This is a genomic window from bacterium, assembly GCA_037147175.1.
Taxonomy (GTDB): Bacteria; Cyanobacteriota; Vampirovibrionia; order Gastranaerophilales; family UBA9971; genus UBA9971.
The window spans coordinates 1-18,910 of sequence record JBAWVS010000051.1 but is presented as its reverse complement, the minus strand read 5'-3'; the positions used below and the strand labels follow the sequence as shown (position 1 = coordinate 18,910).

Annotated in this window: 28 protein-coding genes; 11 read left to right on the top strand and 17 right to left on the bottom strand. The window is 32.7% G+C overall.

Annotated features, from left to right (window positions below; genetic code table 11):
• The first annotated feature begins 133 nt into the window (after positions 1-133).
• The 3 genes from WCG23_10960 to WCG23_10950 all read left to right on the top strand — a co-directional run bounded on the left by WCG23_10960 (position 134) and on the right by WCG23_10950 (position 2,014).
• Complete coding sequence (locus WCG23_10960) at positions 134-1,336, top strand: RNA-directed DNA polymerase (GenBank protein ID MEI8390389.1); 1,203 nt, start codon at positions 134-136, stop codon at positions 1,334-1,336.
• Positions 1,337-1,480: 144 nt separating this feature from the next.
• A complete protein-coding gene (locus tag WCG23_10955) occupies positions 1,481-1,729 on the top strand; it encodes a ribbon-helix-helix protein, CopG family (protein ID MEI8390388.1) in 249 nt (82 codons plus the stop codon).
• On the top strand, positions 1,730-2,014 hold the full coding sequence (locus WCG23_10950) for a type II toxin-antitoxin system RelE/ParE family toxin (GenBank protein ID MEI8390387.1): 285 nt from the start codon (positions 1,730-1,732) through the stop codon (positions 2,012-2,014).
• Positions 2,015-2,092: 78 nt separating this feature from the next.
• Here the strand turns inward: WCG23_10950 and WCG23_10945 are convergent, their stop codons facing one another.
• The 4 genes from WCG23_10945 to WCG23_10930 form a co-directional block, all read right to left on the bottom strand.
• Complete coding sequence (locus tag WCG23_10945) at positions 2,093-2,389, bottom strand: type II toxin-antitoxin system RelE/ParE family toxin (GenBank protein MEI8390386.1); 297 nt, start codon at positions 2,387-2,389, stop codon at positions 2,093-2,095.
• Positions 2,390-2,665 (bottom strand): hypothetical protein, encoded by a 276-nt coding sequence (locus tag WCG23_10940; protein ID MEI8390385.1) that lies wholly within the window; start codon positions 2,663-2,665, stop codon positions 2,390-2,392.
• 208 nt (positions 2,666-2,873) lie between these two features.
• Positions 2,874-3,008, bottom strand: a complete 135-nt coding sequence (locus WCG23_10935; protein ID MEI8390384.1) for a hypothetical protein — start codon at positions 3,006-3,008, stop codon at positions 2,874-2,876.
• 73 nt (positions 3,009-3,081) lie between these two features.
• Entirely contained in the window at positions 3,082-3,324 is a 243-nt protein-coding gene (locus WCG23_10930) for a hypothetical protein (GenBank protein ID MEI8390383.1), read from the bottom strand.
• A 296-nt stretch (positions 3,325-3,620) separates the two neighbouring features.
• On the opposite strand from WCG23_10930, the gene WCG23_10925 reads away from it, so the two are divergent.
• From WCG23_10925 to WCG23_10900, 6 genes are all read left to right on the top strand, one after another.
• Positions 3,621-3,947 carry a helix-turn-helix transcriptional regulator gene (locus WCG23_10925; GenBank protein MEI8390382.1) on the top strand — a complete coding sequence of 109 codons (327 nt, stop codon included), beginning with the start codon at positions 3,621-3,623 and terminating at the stop codon, positions 3,945-3,947.
• A gap of 90 nt (positions 3,948-4,037) precedes the next feature.
• Positions 4,038-5,921 (top strand): recombinase family protein, encoded by a 1,884-nt coding sequence (locus WCG23_10920; protein ID MEI8390381.1) that lies wholly within the window; start codon positions 4,038-4,040, stop codon positions 5,919-5,921.
• Positions 5,908-6,579, top strand: coding sequence for an integrase (locus tag WCG23_10915; protein ID MEI8390380.1), 672 nt, complete (start codon positions 5,908-5,910; stop codon positions 6,577-6,579). Before WCG23_10920 ends, WCG23_10915 begins: the two co-directional genes overlap by 14 nt.
• Positions 6,572-6,940, top strand: a complete 369-nt coding sequence (locus WCG23_10910; protein ID MEI8390379.1) for a hypothetical protein — start codon at positions 6,572-6,574, stop codon at positions 6,938-6,940. Before WCG23_10915 ends, WCG23_10910 begins: the two co-directional genes overlap by 8 nt.
• An 11-nt stretch (positions 6,941-6,951) precedes the next feature.
• Positions 6,952-7,881 carry a hypothetical protein gene (locus tag WCG23_10905; protein ID MEI8390378.1) on the top strand — a complete coding sequence of 310 codons (930 nt, stop codon included), beginning with the start codon at positions 6,952-6,954 and terminating at the stop codon, positions 7,879-7,881.
• Positions 7,878-8,708 carry a DUF6551 family protein gene (locus WCG23_10900; GenBank protein ID MEI8390377.1) on the top strand — a complete coding sequence of 277 codons (831 nt, stop codon included), beginning with the start codon at positions 7,878-7,880 and terminating at the stop codon, positions 8,706-8,708. Before WCG23_10905 ends, WCG23_10900 begins: the two co-directional genes overlap by 4 nt.
• A 159-nt stretch (positions 8,709-8,867) precedes the next feature.
• Here the strand turns inward: WCG23_10900 and WCG23_10895 are convergent, their stop codons facing one another.
• Positions 8,868-9,317, bottom strand: coding sequence for a phage virion morphogenesis protein (locus WCG23_10895; protein ID MEI8390376.1), 450 nt, complete (start codon positions 9,315-9,317; stop codon positions 8,868-8,870).
• On the bottom strand, positions 9,289-10,101 hold the full coding sequence (locus tag WCG23_10890; GenBank protein MEI8390375.1) for a DNA adenine methylase: 813 nt from the start codon (positions 10,099-10,101) through the stop codon (positions 9,289-9,291). The genes WCG23_10895 and WCG23_10890 overlap by 29 nt, the downstream gene beginning before the upstream one ends.
• A 268-nt stretch (positions 10,102-10,369) precedes the next feature.
• On the opposite strand from WCG23_10890, the gene WCG23_10885 reads away from it, so the two are divergent.
• The gene (locus WCG23_10885) at positions 10,370-10,996 is read left to right on the top strand and encodes a sce7726 family protein (GenBank protein ID MEI8390374.1); all 627 of its coding nucleotides are present in this window, start codon (positions 10,370-10,372) and stop codon (positions 10,994-10,996) included.
• Here WCG23_10885 and WCG23_10880 read toward each other — a convergent pair.
• Genes WCG23_10880 through WCG23_10870 form a run of 3 tightly spaced genes read right to left on the bottom strand, consistent with a single transcriptional unit; the run spans position 10,980 to position 13,254 of the window.
• Positions 10,980-12,119, bottom strand: a complete 1,140-nt coding sequence (locus tag WCG23_10880) for a beta family protein (protein MEI8390373.1) — start codon at positions 12,117-12,119, stop codon at positions 10,980-10,982. The two genes, WCG23_10885 and WCG23_10880, sit on opposite strands and share 17 nt — an antisense overlap.
• The gene (locus WCG23_10875; protein MEI8390372.1) at positions 12,116-12,673 is read right to left on the bottom strand and encodes an ImmA/IrrE family metallo-endopeptidase; all 558 of its coding nucleotides are present in this window, start codon (positions 12,671-12,673) and stop codon (positions 12,116-12,118) included. Before WCG23_10875 ends, WCG23_10880 begins: the two co-directional genes overlap by 4 nt.
• A gap of 8 nt (positions 12,674-12,681) precedes the next feature.
• On the bottom strand, positions 12,682-13,254 hold the full coding sequence (locus tag WCG23_10870; protein MEI8390371.1) for a hypothetical protein: 573 nt from the start codon (positions 13,252-13,254) through the stop codon (positions 12,682-12,684).
• A gap of 525 nt (positions 13,255-13,779) precedes the next feature.
• On the opposite strand from WCG23_10870, the gene WCG23_10865 reads away from it, so the two are divergent.
• A complete protein-coding gene (locus WCG23_10865; GenBank protein MEI8390370.1) occupies positions 13,780-14,109 on the top strand; it encodes a hypothetical protein in 330 nt (109 codons plus the stop codon).
• Between the two features lie 113 nt (positions 14,110-14,222).
• On the opposite strand, the gene WCG23_10860 is transcribed toward WCG23_10865, so the two are convergent.
• The 8 genes from WCG23_10860 to WCG23_10825 form a co-directional block, all read right to left on the bottom strand.
• Entirely contained in the window at positions 14,223-14,405 is a 183-nt protein-coding gene (locus WCG23_10860) for a hypothetical protein (protein ID MEI8390369.1), read from the bottom strand.
• Positions 14,406-14,431: 26 nt separating this feature from the next.
• The gene (locus tag WCG23_10855) at positions 14,432-14,638 is read right to left on the bottom strand and encodes a hypothetical protein (GenBank protein ID MEI8390368.1); all 207 of its coding nucleotides are present in this window, start codon (positions 14,636-14,638) and stop codon (positions 14,432-14,434) included.
• Between the two features lie 116 nt (positions 14,639-14,754).
• On the bottom strand, positions 14,755-15,090 hold the full coding sequence (locus WCG23_10850) for a hypothetical protein (GenBank protein MEI8390367.1): 336 nt from the start codon (positions 15,088-15,090) through the stop codon (positions 14,755-14,757).
• An 11-nt stretch (positions 15,091-15,101) separates the two neighbouring features.
• Positions 15,102-15,326 carry a hypothetical protein gene (locus WCG23_10845; GenBank protein MEI8390366.1) on the bottom strand — a complete coding sequence of 75 codons (225 nt, stop codon included), beginning with the start codon at positions 15,324-15,326 and terminating at the stop codon, positions 15,102-15,104.
• A 139-nt stretch (positions 15,327-15,465) separates the two neighbouring features.
• Entirely contained in the window at positions 15,466-16,326 is an 861-nt protein-coding gene (locus WCG23_10840; protein ID MEI8390365.1) for a DUF4268 domain-containing protein, read from the bottom strand.
• A gap of 92 nt (positions 16,327-16,418) precedes the next feature.
• The gene (locus WCG23_10835; GenBank protein ID MEI8390364.1) at positions 16,419-16,826 is read right to left on the bottom strand and encodes a D-Ala-D-Ala carboxypeptidase family metallohydrolase; all 408 of its coding nucleotides are present in this window, start codon (positions 16,824-16,826) and stop codon (positions 16,419-16,421) included.
• Entirely contained in the window at positions 16,807-17,406 is a 600-nt protein-coding gene (locus tag WCG23_10830; GenBank protein ID MEI8390363.1) for a YiiX/YebB-like N1pC/P60 family cysteine hydrolase, read from the bottom strand. Before WCG23_10830 ends, WCG23_10835 begins: the two co-directional genes overlap by 20 nt.
• A 20-nt stretch (positions 17,407-17,426) precedes the next feature.
• Positions 17,427-18,910, bottom strand: a 1,484-nt coding sequence (locus tag WCG23_10825) for a hypothetical protein (protein ID MEI8390362.1), incomplete at its 5' end; no start/stop codon positions are given.

Sequence of the window (18,910 nt, the reverse complement as noted above, 5' to 3'; positions counted from 1 at the left end):
TTTTGATGGTTCCGTCGATTTTATGGTCTGCTTATCTTGTAGGGTTATATTTTACTTTCTGGTTATTTAACAATACTTCATGGGCAATGTGGTCTTTAAATCATAAATTATTTTAAAAACCCATATACGATTAATGTCTAAAACCACTAAAAATCAAAGAGCGGAAAGATTAAAAATATTTTCTGAACAATTAACTCTTTTAAATTTATTTAATGCTTATTTTGATTGCAGACGCAATAAACGAAATACAATAAATGCACTTACTTTTGAATTTGAGCTTGAACTAAACTTAATGAAGCTTTATAGCGAATTAAAAGAAGGCACTTATACTATCGGGAAAAGTATCTGTTTTATAGTTACTGATCCAAAGTATAGAGAAGTCTGGGCAGCTGATTTTAGAGACCGAATTGTTCATCACCTTGTTTATAATGCTGTAAAAGACCGATTTTATAACCGTTTTGTTCATGATACTTTTAGCTGTATTCCTAAAAAGGGTACTCTTCATGCCTGCAAACGTTTACAGCATTACGCAAAGAGTGCTACTTCAAATTATACGAAAAAATCATATTATCTTAAGGCTGATATCGCTAATTTCTTTGTCAGTATTGATAAAGCTATTCTTTTTGAGGAATTAAAGCGTTATATACCGGAAGATTGGATAATTAGCCTTATTGAGCAAATTATATACAATGATCCACGACAAAAAGCAATAATTCAGTCTGAGCCTAAACTATTTCAATTATTACCGGCTAAAAAAAGTTTATGGAACACACCAAATTCTCATGGCTTGCCAATAGGTAATCTTACAAGCCAATTTTTCAGCAACGTTTATTTGAACTTGCTGGATCAATTTATTAAACATGAACTAAAATGCAAATATTATTGCCGATATGTTGATGATTTTGTAATTTTACACGATGATCCGAAGCAATTAAATGAATGGTATGATAAGATAGATCAATTTCTTAAAAACCGTCTTAAATTAAAGTTACATCCCCATAAAAAGTCTATAAATACTGTTTTTTCAGGAATTGATTTTGTTGGTTTCATAATAAAGCCTGCTCGTATGTATTTACGAAAGAAAACTATTAATAAAGCCTTTTATACTGTAAAAAAGTGGGGAAATAACTCTGACAGATTAAACGGGAAGACTTTAAAAAGCTTCCGTGCAACCATGAATAGCTATCTTGGCATGTTGCGCCAGACAAAAGGATATAATATACGCAAAGCACTTTGTTATAAAATCAATAATCTGTTTATTCATTCAGATGAAGATTATTCAAAGCTTTTATTACCATGTACAGATTTACCGGTAAGAACAGCCGTCAGATTATGATTTAAGCCTCTATTTTAAGACTCCTGAAGGGAATTTTACTTGCCTTATAACGGCTTGTATACTGCTTATTTGTTGAAGTATTTAACTTTTTTTATAATGTGATACAATGATATATATGTATTACTAATCGAGGTTTATTATTTTATGGCAATTAATAAAAATATGATGTCATTAAGACTTCCTGAAGAAACTAAAACAAAACTCGAATTACTAGCAGATGCAACGGATAGAAACAAGTCTACTCTTGTACTGGAAGCGATAGACAACTATTTAGAGGTTCAATCATGGCAGATTGCAGCTATTCAAGAGGGCATAAGACAAGCTGATAACGGTGAGTTTGTATCACATACTGAGATAAAGTCTAAATGGTTGAAGAAGAAGGCCGCTCAATAGATGGACATAATTTACACACCGGCAGCCAATCAAGATTTAGACGATATTGAATCATATATTTTTAAAGATAATCCCACAGCCGCAATAGATGTAATTTTAACTATATTAGATAAAGTTGAAACTATTATTGTAAATAATCCGAGTATAGGCAGAAAAGGAAGGATACTGGGAACAAGAGAGTTTGTAGTAAATGATTTGCCTTATATCATCCCATACAGAGTGAAGAATGGAGCTTTAGAAATCCTCAGAGTTATACATACTTCAAGAAAGTTCCCTATAAAATGATTGATAGATTTAAATTGCAAATGTTAGCTAAGTATTTTAAATTATTGGACGTAAGGTGTATAACGTTAAGCGTCTTTTTTACGGATGCGGAGTTATAGCAATAATGGTTATTACCTGTTTGCCAGGTCCATAATACCAAAAGATTCTATACGCAGCAGGAGTTTTATTCTCAGCATAAGACTCAAAAATTTCTTCTCCATTTGGGCCGCTCAAAGAATAATATTTATGAGTGTTTAAGATTGAATGTTTTGGATTTAATTCAAGATTTCCCAATGCTTTTCTAACCGCTTTAAGTCGTTTTTGTAAGCTTTTATTACTCTCCAACTCATTGAGATCATTATCCGCTTGTTCTGTAAATTCTAATTCGAAAGGCATTTATTCGATCTCATCATCTGCATATTGAGAAAAACTTTTTCTTTTCTTAATTTTGCCTTGAGCTGCATCTTCTAGACCTTTTCGTACTTTTTTTATGGCTTCAGGATTTTGATATAGCCATGCTTCACGTGCTGGAATTTCAATTTGTGGCTCAAGTACAATTGTTCCATCGTCATTAAAGCTTGCTTTGTAGCTACTTATGTTTTTAACTACAGCAATACCAAGAGAGATACGTCCTTTTGGATCAGGTCTTAAAATTCTTTCTTCAGTAGACATTATTATTTCCTCGTGTTTTATTAACTTAATTTTAGTATATCATATTGTGGGAATAATTCAAGGTGGGAATTTACAAAAAACCCACCTTGAATTATCCAAGTAGCTTTTATTCTTTTCAAAACGTTTAGCTTAAGTAGCCAAAAATCTGCTTGCCTTAGTTGTTAAAAGTGTAGATCCTCAATTGTTACTTTTTAGATAGATTTTTAAATCATATTAAATTTTGAACAGCTACATGGCATTTTAAAAGTTCTGGAGGTATTGAAACTATCAATACATGCCCGTAAACCACTAGAAATATACCTAGCCCTTTTAAAAAATCAATCCAAGCTAATATGTTTTTCATTAATCCATAACTCCCAAAACTATACAGGTTGTAGTCAAATTCAATATAGATTTATAAAAACTTTAACAGTTTATTAATAATAATTGACTACAACTTGATCTATATCAGGAATTGTTACGCCGTCTGTGTTGTACAAAACAGCTTTAAAGTCCAGACTACCTGCACCTGAGGCAAATTCATAATTATGCAGCCCTTGTATTATGTCAGCGGATGTGTTTGCAGCTGAAGCCGCCGAACAGTCTGTAGTAGCTACCCATACGGAATTAGTACTGTCCCATGTTTTGCATGTTGCCAAGTTATCAAAAGATACCGCCATTTTATGTAGGCATTAGCGTTGTCAACACTTTGATTTATTGGGTCGATCCACTTTCTGCTGGCTAACTCACTAACTATAGAATTATATATGAACCCGACTATATGCTGAAGAAGATGTTCCTTCAGCAGAGGCACTAACCATTGGCATTTCACTTGTTCCTTCAGTAAGCCTAGCCTAAACTATTGTAAACAAGGAGATTAAGGCAAGTCAATTCGAGAAATCACTATAATTTATATTTAATTGCTCCTTTGTCTCTCCATATATTGAAAACATTTTTATTTGGATAGGAGGCGAGGATGATTTTAGATAAGAAAATTATAGGAAAAAGAGTTAAAAAAATCAGACTTGAAAAGGGTTTAACACAAGCGGAATTAGCCGAAATGTGTAATTTGTCGACTTCATATATAAGCTGTATCGAAACCGGCAAAAAGAGACCCAGTTTAAAATCTTTAGAGAAATTAGGTAAGAGCCTGCATGTTAAAGTTGAATCATTTTGGGTTGTAAATCTAAAAAATGCCCACAGGGAATGCGAATCGGATTTGATACAAATATGTAGAGATTTTAACAGTAATCAAAAACAAATGTTATTTGAAATCGCCCTAATAATAAAAAAATTTAGTTAAAATTTGACTATAAGTCACAAAATTTGACTACCGGTTTATGTTCTTTTTATTTTTTGTCTTTTATACTTTCAAAATGGGTAAAACAGAATAATGAGTGAAGATAAAATACAAATGAAAAATACTGAAGATCAAAAAGAAAAAATACGAAAAAAATACAAAGGAATTGATTTTGATGAATTGCAGATAATCCCTGCTAAACCGCATCTAAATTTCTATGAAGATGGAAGTGCAAAACGTGTGGCTGTTTACGCACGTGTTTCAACCGATGACCCTAGACAAACTTCTTCTTATGAATTACAAAAAAATCATTATATGGATTTTATTGACAGATATAAAAGCTGGGAACTTGTAGATATATACGCAGATGAGGGAATTTCAGGAACATCACTAAAACGTAGGGATGCTTTTGCTAGGATGATAAAAGACTGTGAAACAGGGAAAATTGACTTAATTTTGACAAAAAGTGTATCCAGATTTGCCCGTAATGTGGTTGATTGCATCAAGACTTCAAGAGAATTAAAACAATTAAAACCTCCTGTTGGTATTTTATTTGAGATAGAAAACATTAACACACTCGATCCTGAGAGTGAAATGCATTTGATTTATAAAGCCAGTAACGCACAGGAAGAGTCGCACAATAAAAGCAGAACTATGAATGCATCTATTGATATGCGCTTCAGGCGAGGAATTTTCTTAACACCATCCCTGCTTGGTTACGATACAGATGATGATGGCAATCTTGTTATAAATCAGGAAGAAGCAAAAATAGTACGCCTTATTTTCTTTATTTATATTTATGGATATTCCTGTCGCCAGATAGCAGAAACTCTTACACGGCTTTGTCGTAAAACAAAAAAGGGTAATACTGTGTGGTCAGCAGGAGCAATTTTGCCAATTCTTCAAAACGAACGCCATTACGGTGCTGTGCGGGCAAGAAAAACATGGACACCCAATTATTTAGACCATAAGTCAAAAAAGAACAATCGGGACAGAGCCCAATACCTACAAGAAGAGCATCATGACGGGATTATTTCCAGAGATAATTTTATAGCTGTACAAAGACTTATCAGCAATGCAAAATATGGACATAAAGGCTTTTTGCCTGAATTAAATGTTGTTCAGGAAGGTGTTCTTACAGGTTTTGTATCAATAAATCCAAGATGGGCAGGCTTTAAAGCAAAAGATTACCAAAAAGCTTCTGACAGTGTGTGTCCATTTAATGAAGATGGAGAAGAAAACATCGAGATAGAAGCACAATCGGGCGATTTTGACTTGCGAAATTTTGAGGTTGCTCGTTCACAATTTTTTGATACAACAAACAAAATATGCGTGACGTTTTCTTTGAAAAATATACAATTTAGCACAGAATGTATTCGTAAATTTGAAAAAATCGAATATGTTGAAATGCTGGTTAATCCGAATGAAAAATTATTTGCTGTTAGACCGGGTTCTGAAAAAACAAGAAACGCTGTTCAATGGGGAAAAGCCCGTAATAACTTGTATTGTTCTCGGAATATAAGTTGTGCTGCATATAGCAAAACTTTATACGAATTGTTTGATTGGAATCCTGAATATAAATATAGAGTAAGAGGAATCCGCAGGCAAAAAGATGATGAAATTTTACTAATTTTTAATATGAATGAAACCGAAATATTTATTTCACAAATAATATCTGAGGAAGAGCCTTCTGATGAGCAGCTGACAAAAGGCTTAATACCTTTTACTAACGGACCTAATAAAGATATTATTGCGTATCCTCCAACATGGGCAAATACTTTTGGAAATGACTATTACAGCCAGTATCAGGCAAAAGAATGGGCTCTTCTCAATGAAGAAAGCGAATGGAAAGCTAAAGAAGAAGGAAAGCCTTATACAGAATCGGATTTAGAAGTAACAAATCCTGATGAAGTAGAACTCAACATACAAAACATTATGAATGATATGCAACAGGAGATTATTAATGACGGAGAATGAGATACAAGAAGCAGCAGCAATAACTACAGATATTGATGCTATTGAAGATACAAGTTTTAGTTATGATGGATACGAAGTTGTTCGGGGCGAGTATTTTGCTCATTTATTTGAACCTTCCATTACTTTTAATAATTTCAGAATTTCACTAAATACCGCTTGTCTAAAGAGATTGCCTGATATTGATTTTGTCCAAATACTTATTAATTCCGAAGAAAAAAAGCTTGCTGTCAGACCTTGCAGTGGCGATGAAAAGGATTCTTTCCTATGGTGTACCCCAAAGCGAAAACCTAAACATATCACTTGCCGTGTATTTTTTTCAAAAATTATTCACTTGATGGATTGGAATGCTGAGTACAGGTATAAACTGCTCGGAAAATTGATTAAAAGCGGTAATGAATATTTGTTTACTTTTGATTTGACTGCAACGGAAATTTATCAAAGGACAGAACAGGAAGGTGAAAAACCAAAAACATCTCGTACTCCTGTTTTCCCTGCCCAATGGCAAAATCAGTTTGGTCTCCCGGTAGAAGAACATCGCAAACAGCTTCAAATAAATATATTCAACGGTTATACGGTCTTTGGAATTAAAGATAAAGCAAATAAGGCTCAAGAACAACAGGAGATTGTTGCCCAGCCGGAGGAAATAAATCATGAGTAAAAATAAAACGTTAAAACCTGCAATTTCAGTGAACCTTAAAAGACCTGTAATCCGAATTCATAAAGATACTCTTCATTCTATCGGAAATCCTGATTATGTTCTGTTATTAGTGAATCCAAAAGAAGGCACACTTGCCGTTTTGCCAAGTGACAGGTCAGACCCTAAAGCGCACCATATTTCCAAAAAGTCGCTTACAAATAAAAAATCTTTTGAATTATACAGCTCTTCTCTGGTTAAAAATTTGCGAAATCTTTGCAGTGATTGGGAAAATGATAAATCCTATAGAATCTATGGAGAAACAGTTCAAAATCAAGACATTATCAGGTTTGATATGGCAGAAGCTGTTTCTATAAATGAATGAGGGCTGGACTTATGGCAGAAAAACAAATTTACAATTTACAAATAGACGAAAATTTTAAAAAATTAATTCCTCCGCTTACTCAAAATGAATATATGCAGTTAGAGGAAAATATTTCAAAAGACGGTTGCCGTGAGCCATTGTGTGTCTGGGGAAAGACAATAGTTGACGGACATAATCGTTATGAAATCTGTACTCGCTTAAAAATACCATTTTTTATACAACAGATAGATTTTAACAATAAAGATGAAATAACTGCTTGGATTTGTGCAAATCAGCTTGGACGCAGGAATATCTCCGAAGAAACTAGAAAATATTTAATTGGAAAAAGATATGAAATAGAAAAGAAACTTGGTACTCGAAATATTTTAGGCAAAAATCAATTTTCGGAAAAAGAGGTTAGTGATACAATTTACCATAAACCTCAAATTCAAGAGGGACAAGGATTGACAGCAGAAAGAATTGCTAAAGAATATCATATTTCAGAAGCAACAGTAAGGAAATATGGTAGTTATGCAAAATCAATAGATACATTGGCAAAGAAAGAGCCTGAGCTTATTCCTGAAATTTTAACAGGAAAAGTGAAAATTTCTCATGATAATATTTCAAAACTGGCAAAACAGCCATCTGAAGTAGTTAATAATGTAAAAACTCAATTAAGTAGCAATAATAGTGATTTTGTAAACTATTCTAAAGCTCGCAAGGTTATTCCTGAAAAAAAAGAACAAAAAACAGTGAAAGATATGCCTGCTTATGACCCTGATGCTGAAATAGTAAGTCTTTCTTTAACGATTCCCTCGTGGGTTGGTTCTATTAACAGAACATTAAGAATTGCGGATATTGATAAAACGTCCGTAAAAGCCAGGGAAAAATTACAAAATGAATTAAAACAATTAAAGTATACAATAGACGTGATGTTATTAGCAGTAGAGGAGGATTCATGAAAGATTATAGTCAATTTGTTCCAGATGTATATTTTGAAAAGATTCCAATTAAAAATTTGGTATCAAGTCAGGCATATCAACGTAAATTAAGACGTTTAGAAGTTAAACGTACAGTTAAAGATTTTAATCTTCATCAGATAAATCCGGTGAAGATCAGTAGAAGAGATGGATTAAACTATGTTTTTAACGGACAACATACAATTGAAACAATAGCAGCTGCTTCCGGTTCTCGTGAAACTCCTGTCTGGTGCATGATATATGATGATTTACATTATAAAAAAGAAGCTAGTGTTTTTGCTCGTCAGCAAAACCATGTAAAACCATTAAGTGCCTATGAAATTTTCATGGCAAATATTGAAGCAGGCGAGGAGCAACAGCTTATAATTAAGAACTTGGTCGAATCATATGGGCTACATATTACTACATCAAAAGCTCCCGGTGGAATAGGTGCTATTTCAACTCTTGAATATATCCATGAAAAATTCGAGCTTGATGTGCTTGATCGGACATTGAGACTTAGCATAGGAACTTGGGAAGGGGAAAAGAATTCATTAGCTGGAATTATATTAAGAGGAATCGCCAAATTAATTGTGGCTTATGAAGAGGAATTAAAAGAAACTATTTTTAAAGAAAAAGTTGGCAGGTGTTCCATAAAAGAATTATCAAGAATGGCAAAAGACCGTAAAGCCGGTTCAATAGGATATGCAGAAGCCATGCTGATTCTATACAATAAAAAAATGCGTATGCCCTTAAAATGGGAGAAATTATATAAAACCACGGATGAGGAACAGGAAGAACTTATAGAATATGAAGAAGGCAAAAATTAATAAAAAAAGCTGTTATATATGCCGGAAACTTTTTCAATTATTCACTAATGAAAAACTAACATTTGAAAAAAAGAGAGGTTGGTGGTCAATTTGACCACCAACCTCAAGCTCCGAAAGGAAAGAGGTTTTAAGCTAAAAGAGTTACCAGAGAATATACTTTTAATCCTGAAGAAAAATTTGAATTTCTTTTAAAATTTCGACCTTTTCTTTTTCTCCAAGTTTTAAATAAGGTCTTGCGGGAATTTCAACTTTTTTATTTCTGCCGGTATTACCTCCAAATTGATGAATAGCAGCATAAACCTTATTTGTCCTGACTACAGCAGAACTTTCATCAGATTTGCTTGTTATAGAAGCTGCAAGTTCTCCTCTGACTTGTAAAATTCTGCCGAGCCAATACCCTTTTTTAGTTCGCTGTTTTATTGTAGACTTAGCAAGTCCCTGCCATTTATCTGGACGACCTTCTCTTTCAAAGTTTTCCTCGACAGAATCCAGCATAATTCCTGAAATATTTTTCATAAGAGGGCGAAGATTTGCAGCTTTGGAAATTAACTTTTTTAAAAGCTGCTGTATTTCTTTATCATCAACCTTTATTTCTATCGGTTCCGGCATTAAATTTCTCCTTTATAGGATAATTGGCTATTATAAGTTCTTTAAACATTTTATTTTTTCGGTCTTCGCCTTGTATATTGTTAATGCCGTTCAGCCTTTCCACCGCAATCATTTCATAGCCTTTATAAAGCTCACGAATTTTTGGGGAATCGTCATAGGAAAGCAAAAATCTGCCCTGAATGTTTCCGAGTGTTTCTCTTAATCTTTCATGTTCAAAGCCTTTTGTAGATGTTGTATAATAACCGGCACCGTAAGAATATGGTGGGTCGCAATAGAAAAATGCATCTTCATGATCATATTGCTTGATGAATTTCTCAAAATCCCTGTTTTCAACCATAACTTTATCGAGCCTTTTACAAATGGCATCAATTTTAAGCAGGACATTTCCCTGACTTTTGCATGCGCCGCCGGTTGATTTTTTGACACAACCAAAAGTATCGCCTTTTCCGCCAAATGAGCGGGAGATAAGGAAGAGAAAACTTGCGGCTCTTTGAATATCGGTTATTCCTTCTGTATTTAGAAACTGCATAAAGATTTCCCTGCTGCCCAGAAGATACTGCAATTCTTCCTTTAAGGCATTTGGATGATATTTTACAATTCTGAATAAATTTACAAGCCTGCCGTCAAGGTCATTATAAACTTCCAAATCTGCCCATTTGTCATGATAGAAAAGAACCCAAGCTCCTCCTCCAAAAACTTCCAAATATGATTTTATATCTGTGGGAATAAGCGGCTCGATTTTTTTCCGGAGCAATCTTTTACCGCCGACCCAGTTATAGACTATCAGGAGGTATGAGAATAAGTTCGTGAGGTGTGAGAAAAAGCCTAAAAAATTATCAGACTCCCTGCACAAAGCAGGGAATTTTTTTGCGGTTTTTTTACGTTAAGTTTTTTATTGTTTTGTTGAGTTTTTTATCTTCCCAATAAAAAATTTTACGGTCGTGAAAAATATATGTCGTTGTGTAAAAGATTTAACGAAATAGACTCGACATTCGTTACCAAATCTCATTAACCTTTGAGTTATAATCTGACTAAGAGGTTTGTTATAAAACATGTTAAAAGCGAATGACATAAAAATAAAACTAATACAGTGGCTTTTAGAGAATGAATCAGATTTTACTTTAGGAAATGAAGTATTATTTTCTTCAAAACTCAGAAGAGCTGACTTGGTTATGATAAAAAATAATAAAACGTACGCATTTGAAATTAAAAGTGATAGAGATAATACAAGAAATCTTGAATCTCAATTAGAAGATTATTTATCAACATTTGATTACACAATACTAGTTGTAACTAAAAAAACCGAAAAGCATATTAAACAATATCTATCAACTAATGTTGGGCTTTATATTATTGATGATAATGGCTTTCAAGTAATCAGAAAACCTATAAAAACAACTAAATACAATAAAATGAATTTATTAGAATTTCTTGATAAAAATAGTTTAATAAAATTAATAGCTCAAAAGGGGCTAAGCAAGTTTTCAGTATTTGAACTTAGAATATTAGCATTAAAGAAAGCATCAATTAAAACAATTAGACATTTAGCTATAGAGCGTTTATTTGAAAGGTATAGCAGACTATTTAATTTATTCAAAATAGATATTGATGATGAAGTAATATCAAAAGATGATTTATTGTCATTAACTGGAAATATTAAGACTAATAAATTGTATTAACTATAAGATTTATATAGATATCCATTCTTACAGAAATCCAAAAACGTGGGGATGAGCCAGATACATTACCATAAGAGGTTTTAATAATTTCATTAATTCCCCAGCAGTTAAACTTTAATATATTCTTAAAGTAATTCTGGGATACAACTTCTTGAGCAAGTTCATTGTATGTTTCTTTATAAGAAACAAAAACCTCTTCTATTTTGTTATTAACAACTTCTTTTGTTTTATCTCTTCTCTTTCTTCTGCTGTGGATATTCATATCTTTTGAAGGAACATCAATTCTAGGGATCCAGCCTTTTGCAAAGGTTACAGTATCATTTCTTTTTGGGTTTATTGATGCATAATCTCCATATATCAAATTTATATTTTTTTTAGAAGCTTGTTTTTGTATTTCATTAAAAAAGTCTCTCTCTTTAATCGGTAGAGCAATATAGTTATCTCTCATATGTTCAGAAACTGTTGCAGGAAAGGAAGTCGAAGCGATTACAATATTTTTAATATTAAGTTTCTCTAAAGCATTTATAAATGATACAGCATTTTCAATTCCACTTACAGAATTAACTATATACTGATAATCCAATACAAAAATTATTTTTTCTTCGATCTTTTCTATTTGTTTTGACTTAATAATAGTTTCAATATCTTCAATTAAATTTTCTGAAAATTCTTCATCCTGAGATCGAAAAACTACATAACCAAAGTTTTCGCTTAATAAAAGACGTATTTGTTCAGTTAGTTTTTTAATATAATCATCATAATTTTCTTCTTCTTGAATCTGTACAACAGGATAAAAAGAGCCCAACTCTTTTTTTTGTTCAATACAAAATTTTACCCAATTTTCATAATTATTATTGTTTGAATACAAATTAATTATTTCGTCATTTTTTAATTCGGGCTCTCCTGTTAAATCTAAAATAAAAGGAAAATTAGCATAAGATTTTTTTAAAGAATCAAGTCTTTTTCTAATTTCACCTGTTTTATCATTTTTTGATTTTCGTCCTCTAGTAAGTTCAAATAAAGGAATAAACTTAGATTTCAAGTCTTTGTCTAAGTTAGCTACGGCTCTAAACTCAGCATCTCCTGTTTTAATTATTGGTACATACTTAATATTTTTAATCATAAACCATGCCCCGATAGATTTAACTGTTTTGCTCGTACTCTAAGTGCTAATGTAGAAACATCAAAATAAGCAGCTAGCTCTTCTATAGTATTAATCCCTGACTGAATTTGTTTTTTAAATTCAGCTTCCGGCATTAAAAGTTCACCTGCAAAAATGTTTGCTTGAAACTCAAGGTTATCAGAAACTGCTCCTCGAAAAAATATTCGATCTTCAAATTTATCTTTCAAATCTTTATGTAGAAAATAATGACCTAATTCATGAGCAATAGTAAAGTTTTTTCTAGTTTGAGAATGATTTTGATTAACAACTACTTTATATTTTTCATTATTTTTAATTAACATTCCAGAAATATCATCATTATCAAAACTTGTATTTTCTAACTCAATATTATAGTTTTGTAAAATAATTTTTAAATCAACAGGAAAACTGTTTATTGATAATTTTTGCATCAATTCCATGGCAGAAGATATTTTATGATTAGATATCGATAAATCAATATTATCAAAAAGATTACTTTTATTTGGTCTTTTCATTCCAGTTTTGATAATTGCCATATATTCTCCTACCTAACAGAGGCTTGAAAGGTTATTTTTTCTTTAATTTGTTTTTCTCTATTTTGTCTTATTCTATCAATTTGTTCTGATAAAATATTAGCTATTTTTTCAACTTGTTCTAATCTATCTTCAAGTTCGGCTATATTATCAACTTTTACTTTTAAATCCTCAGCATTAAGAATTTTATTTATTTCAGTTTCTATTATTTTTTTAGTTGAGTCGGAACTAATTTCTTTTTCTATTTCATCACAAATATCTCTCTTATGTGAATTCCTAATATACAAGAAGCCGACAAAGCTACCTAGTGCAGCTATTCCAATAACTGTAGCAAGCAATGTTTGATAAAATCCAATAATTCTTTCTAGTACAAAATCTCCCGTATGAACTTTCTTAAGAACTATCATCTTATTCAAATATTTTAAATCTTCAGCCGACAAATTTTGTACACCAAAAATTATTCTATCTTCTAATAACCTTATTGCATAAGGTTCAAGAAAAACTCCGTATAGAACAAAGCTTACTATTACAATTGCAAATATAAAAAGAATAGAACCATAATATTTTTTTATAAATTTAATCAATATAATTATTCAACTCCACACTTCAATAATTGTATTTTATCAACATAAAATATAAGCAAACGATTAAATAATTTTATCATGTAAATATACAATTTAAAATTATTTAATATTCAATAATATGATTAAGGACTTTAGTATTTAAAATTTTCAACGGGTTAATATTTTCTTTGTTATAAAGGGTAAAACATGCGCTTATAACCTGATTAATTGTACATTGTACCATTTATAATGCCATTATTTCTGTTATAATCAGGGATTTACATCTTAAACTTAACCTCGGGATCAATGTTTTTTTATTAAAAATATACTATTATTGTAGTATAGAATTTAAAACTTGATTAACAATTCAGTTGATAGGTGAGTGGTTCTATTTTACTTCTAAAAAGATATTGTATTTATTGCATTTTGTCTTTTCGATTTAATTTTTTCCATCCAAAATAATCAGGAAGACCTGACTTTATTAAATCAGGCAGGTTTTTCATTGTCATATATTCATATTCTTAATAATTAAAAACATGGGAGATCATGACTATGAATGCTGAATCCGAGTTGTGGCTGGAAAATTTATCCGTGAAAGACCTACCAAATGACGACATTAGAATAGTTGCGGATTATTACGGGATTGATTTTGCAGTTAAGATAATGTCTGACATGCCGGGCATCACGATAAATATTCCCGGCAACGGTCTCAAAAAAATACGCAACAACTATATTTGCAGGAATTTTGACGGAACTAAAAAAAGCAGAATGGCACTTGCACTAAATTGCAAAGTTACTGAAGATTATATTAAAAAAATTCTCTGGAAAAACAAGCAAAACGAAAATAATCCGGCTGAACAAAGCCAATATTCATAAATCATCACTTGCATTTTACAAATCTCCAGCCTGCTCCGGCAGGCATTTTTATTGGAAATGATAATTTAAGAGGGTTAATCGGCTGGAGAAAAAGGTTTATTTGTGTCTTAACTTTAAGCTTTATTTTTATCTTTTAACAGATTTTTTAAGTATTCCGACAAATTTTTTTTTGTATAATCTTTTGGATTTTCAGTTAATTTGTTGATTTCATCAAAAAGCCCTTCCAGAAATTCTATTTCCGATTGAATTTCGCCTTGAAGTTCCAGCAAATTTTCGCAATCTTTTTTGTTAATCATAGCTTAATCTCCTATTAGTTTTTTTATTATTCTTCTACGTCTTCAGCCCACATTAAAATCTCTGGGTACAAGTCTCCGCTTTCTGGGTCGTCATTGTATTCGATATCAGCAATCTCGCCTATCATAAGGTTTCCGATTGATTTTACAGCGACTCCGTATTCTTGAGAAATTCTTGTTAATTCTGCTCTAAATTTTTTGAAGTTTCTTTTTTCTTTATCTGTAAGGGTTTGCATTGCTTATCTCCTTTAATTATTGTCTACATTGACAGAATACGTCTCATTGCAGGAATAGCGAGTCATTGTGGCAAATATAGAAAGAAGTTGCAACAATCTGACACAATAAAGAAACTCTAAAACAGAACTTCTTTAGTTAATGCCCATAATCTGCCTCTGTCACGCATGAATTCTAATACTGCGTGCTGTGGCTCTTTTGAAAAATTATTATGGTGGATAAGACCTTCTTTTGTGTCCATTTCAGAATATGGAACCGAGTAAACTTCAACCCACTCATCATTTTTAAGCACATACGCTTTTGCATAGCATTGAATTCTGTAAGAATCAGATTTAATTAAAAATTTTATTTTTTTATCATTAATTTTTAATATTTCCCTGTAAGAAACAGATTGACTACTGGATAAATATGAAATTTTTTCTATGAGTTGTTCTTTATACGCTGTTTTTGCCATTTTTATATCTCCTATAATTTGATTGCCTGTGCTTCTTTTACTTGATTTTTAGTAATTTTTTTATCTAAGGCTAATTGTGCGCCGAGGTAAAATACTTGTAATAATTCAGCTCCGCTGACTGTTATTGAATGTTGGACTCCGTTTACATAGTATCTGCCGTTTATAATTTCTACATCCTGCGGATTTACTTGGACTTCGTTTAGTTCTGGCAGGGTACACATAATTACTTTAATCATTTTCGTCTCCTTTATTTGTCTATAATCACAGATTACCGTGCATTAGTGTGAATGGAAGTGTTTTGAGGGCAAGAGTATCATAACGACATATTATTTGAGAAAGAAAAGCCCCAGCTACAGGGCTGTTGAAAGGAGGCAGTCAGGCTAGGTGCTTGCTGAATATATCTTTGAACTTATTGGTTGTATTTATTAGCCATAAAATTCCTTCTTCAAAATTTGTATTTTCGATGTTGAAATCCAGAGTTGCTCTTATTCTTGAAGATTTCTTTCCTTCTAATGCTTGCCAGTCAAGTTTGCCAAGTTGTTTTTCTATTTCTTTTTTATGTTCCTCCAGCTTGTAAAAAAGGTCTTTATCGTTTGCAATCAGGAGTTCACATCCGAGATTATTTTTGGTTGTATTTATTGTCAGTTGTATTGAAACTCCCTGCATACCTATTGAAACGTATTGCCAGTGTTGTGGTGCAGGGTTAATTTTTAGAGGCAAATTATTATCTGCTGTATATTTTTGAAATTCCTGCCAGAATTTTTCCTGATTTTCTTTTGTATTTGTAATTTTAGCTTTGGGTCTCTGATAAGTATTTGCTGATGGTATTAAAAGATTTTTGAAGCATATTTCGTCATTTTTTATAAAGCATTTAACTATGTATAGCTTGACTTCATAAGAAATAATTTTGCTGAGCCACCTTGCTGTGTCTATAGCATCGGGGATTTCTTGATTTACAAGCCACAAGATGTTTTTTGCACTATAACTTGATGCGTGTTTTAAAAGCCCTGCAAGGGTTTTAATGTTTTGTTTCAGTTCGCATTCGATAACTGTTCTTTCGTGGATATTGCAAACAGCTAATATATCTGCCTTTTCATCCGTTGATTCTTCTGATACTGATAAAATCTGAAGATTTGACCCGATAATTTCTTCCAATTTTTCTTTTCCTGCTTCTGCGACAAAGCTTCTGAAATCTTTTCTGCTTTTGAAAGCGGTTTCACTTGTTGTTTTTAACATTTTATTTCTCCTGTAATTACTGACAATCACACATTAGCGTGCCATTGACAGAATTTGTCGCAAAAGAGGGAATAGTTTTACAATGAGACACGTTATTTATTCCAAGCCCAAAACTCTATGCCGTAATTTGCTCTGGGTCTTGTATCTACATGAACAAAATGTTTTATGTCGTACCGGATTATTGTGGAGAAGAGTTTTGAATCAACCGCCGCCTGATAAATTGTTTTATAATCAATATCTGGGCTGGTAAGATCAAAAGCGTCAGATTTTTTTGTTTCACACTCGTGGCGGGAATTTTTTTCGCCGCCTTCATTTTTGTTATGCAGGATGCATCTGCAGCCGGATTCAATATTGAGCCTGATATTTTTCTTAAACTTGTTATTCAGATAATATCTGAATGCCTGCAAACAGATTATGCCTTTGTCACTGACATTAATTTTGCCGCAACATCTGCATCCGATTTCTTTTTCTGTAAAATTTTCAATTTTTGCTTGTAACATAATCTGCCTCCTGATTTAGATTTGAGAGTTTAATACAGTCTTTAAATATTGGTAATTTACAGCAGTCTGCAGGAGTTAATTCTGAAATACGTTTTAATCCTGACTTTTTAAGCATTTCAGGTGTAATTACTCCAGCCTGCTGATAAATTGCACCGACTAATTTTGAGCAGAAAAAAGTGGAGTATGAATCTTTTGTGATTACTTTGTCAAAAATTTTGTCCGCAACTGTTTTAATAGCTTCAGGATAGTCATAAGCCTTGCCGATTTGCTCGTTCATAAATTCATAAAAAGCGTTGAGATTATCATTAATTTTTTGGTGATTTTCATCTGTTAATCTATAAACATATATTTCATCTTTTCTGGTTTTAATTTTTCGTGGCAAAAAGCTGTATTCAACATCATCAGTGTTAGCTTCAATTACAAAAGGGAAATTATTCCCGATTTTGTTGTAGAGCTTAACAATAATTCCTACATGATGCACATCGGAATTTGTAAAAAGGTGAACAACAGCGGCAACAAAGTTTTTTCCTTTTTTAAATGCAATCATGTCGCCTGTTCTCAACTCATTTACTGTTGCCATACAATCTCCTTTTTCACTTATTAAACCCATAACGAACCCATTTCATCAGCTGAACTAAACGGTGAATGCTGCAGGCAGCAAACATCAACCATTTTTTTATTTAAAATCTGAGTGTCTTTAATTGTTTCAAAACCTGTAGCAGATAAAGTTATTGATACCGTTGAATAATTTGTAACTGCTCTTGTTGAAATATCCATCTCTTTGACTTTTACGTCTAAAGAAACATTGCCGCTTGAATCTGTTGTGCCTGTGAAAATTCCGAATCCGTTTGTTGCAGTTACTGTCGCTCCTTGAATAGGCTTGCTTTGCTTATCCAGAACATTGTAATTAAGCGAATAAAATTCCCTGCAAAAGCAGTTAACATAGGTTCTTGAAGCAGAGTAAGTTATTTTTGAAATATCAAACCCTGTAGCATCGTAAACTCCCAGAATTTGTCCTGTTACTGTTCCTGAGCCTTGCCAGTTATGGTTATACGAAGAACAGTCTTTTAAAACAGCGTTTCTGACGTTAACTGAAGAACTTATCCAGTTGATGCTGATTCCGGTTCCTGTATGCACACATACATCATTTGGAGTGTAGCCTCCGAGCATACCGCTTAAAAATCTAAAACCGTCAGAATTTCCACCGATAAATACTCTTTCGATTGTTTGATAACCGCCCAGCATCAATGCTGTATTTACAAAATTACAGCCGATAATTTCTCCGGGCAGACCGGAGTTTAATGAACTTATTTGAAAATATGATCCGCCCTGAACATTAAGTCCATATAATTTTATACTTGACCCTGCACCGCCGTATAAATTATTGACAGCAAAGTTTCTTGCAATTTTTGTTGTTTTAAAAACTCTCGGGATAAGATTAAAATGTCCGTTTACTGCGCTGTTTGCAGTTTTAGTCCCCAGTGTCACGTAGGCTCTTTGGTTTAAATAAATGTGCCCTTCTATAATCAGGGTTTTATTTGCATCGCTAAAATAGCTGTCGGTGAGGGAATCTCCGACTTCAAGATTACAATTCATCATATAGAGGATGCCGCTGTTATATCTGGTTACTAAGTTTCTGCCGTCTGTTTGATCCTGCGTATAAATATCGGATAAGCTTGCAGGGGTTACACTTGAATAACCTGATATTCTATAGGCATAAGTTCCGCCTTTAACAACAGCCGTTGCATTTGCCCCGCCTTCAGTAATTCCTGTAACATCAGTTAACCTGTATCTCAGCCAAAATGTGCTGTTGCCTGAATAAGGCAAAATGTTTGTGGCAAACCAATCATCGGGCGGATTAAATGTTAAAGTCCTTGAACCTGCTGATGCAGTAAAACCGGTTGTTCCGTCCCAAGTAATAAACGGAGTGAGGTCTGAATATCTCGCAAAAAGATGTGTCCCTGCTCCGGCTGAGGTCAAATCTATTTTATTTGTATTATTATTGGCATCAACTAAAGTCGGGTGGAGAGAAAAATAGTTTGAATCAATCTTTCTGGCAAAATATGTGCCGTTTGCAGTTAAAC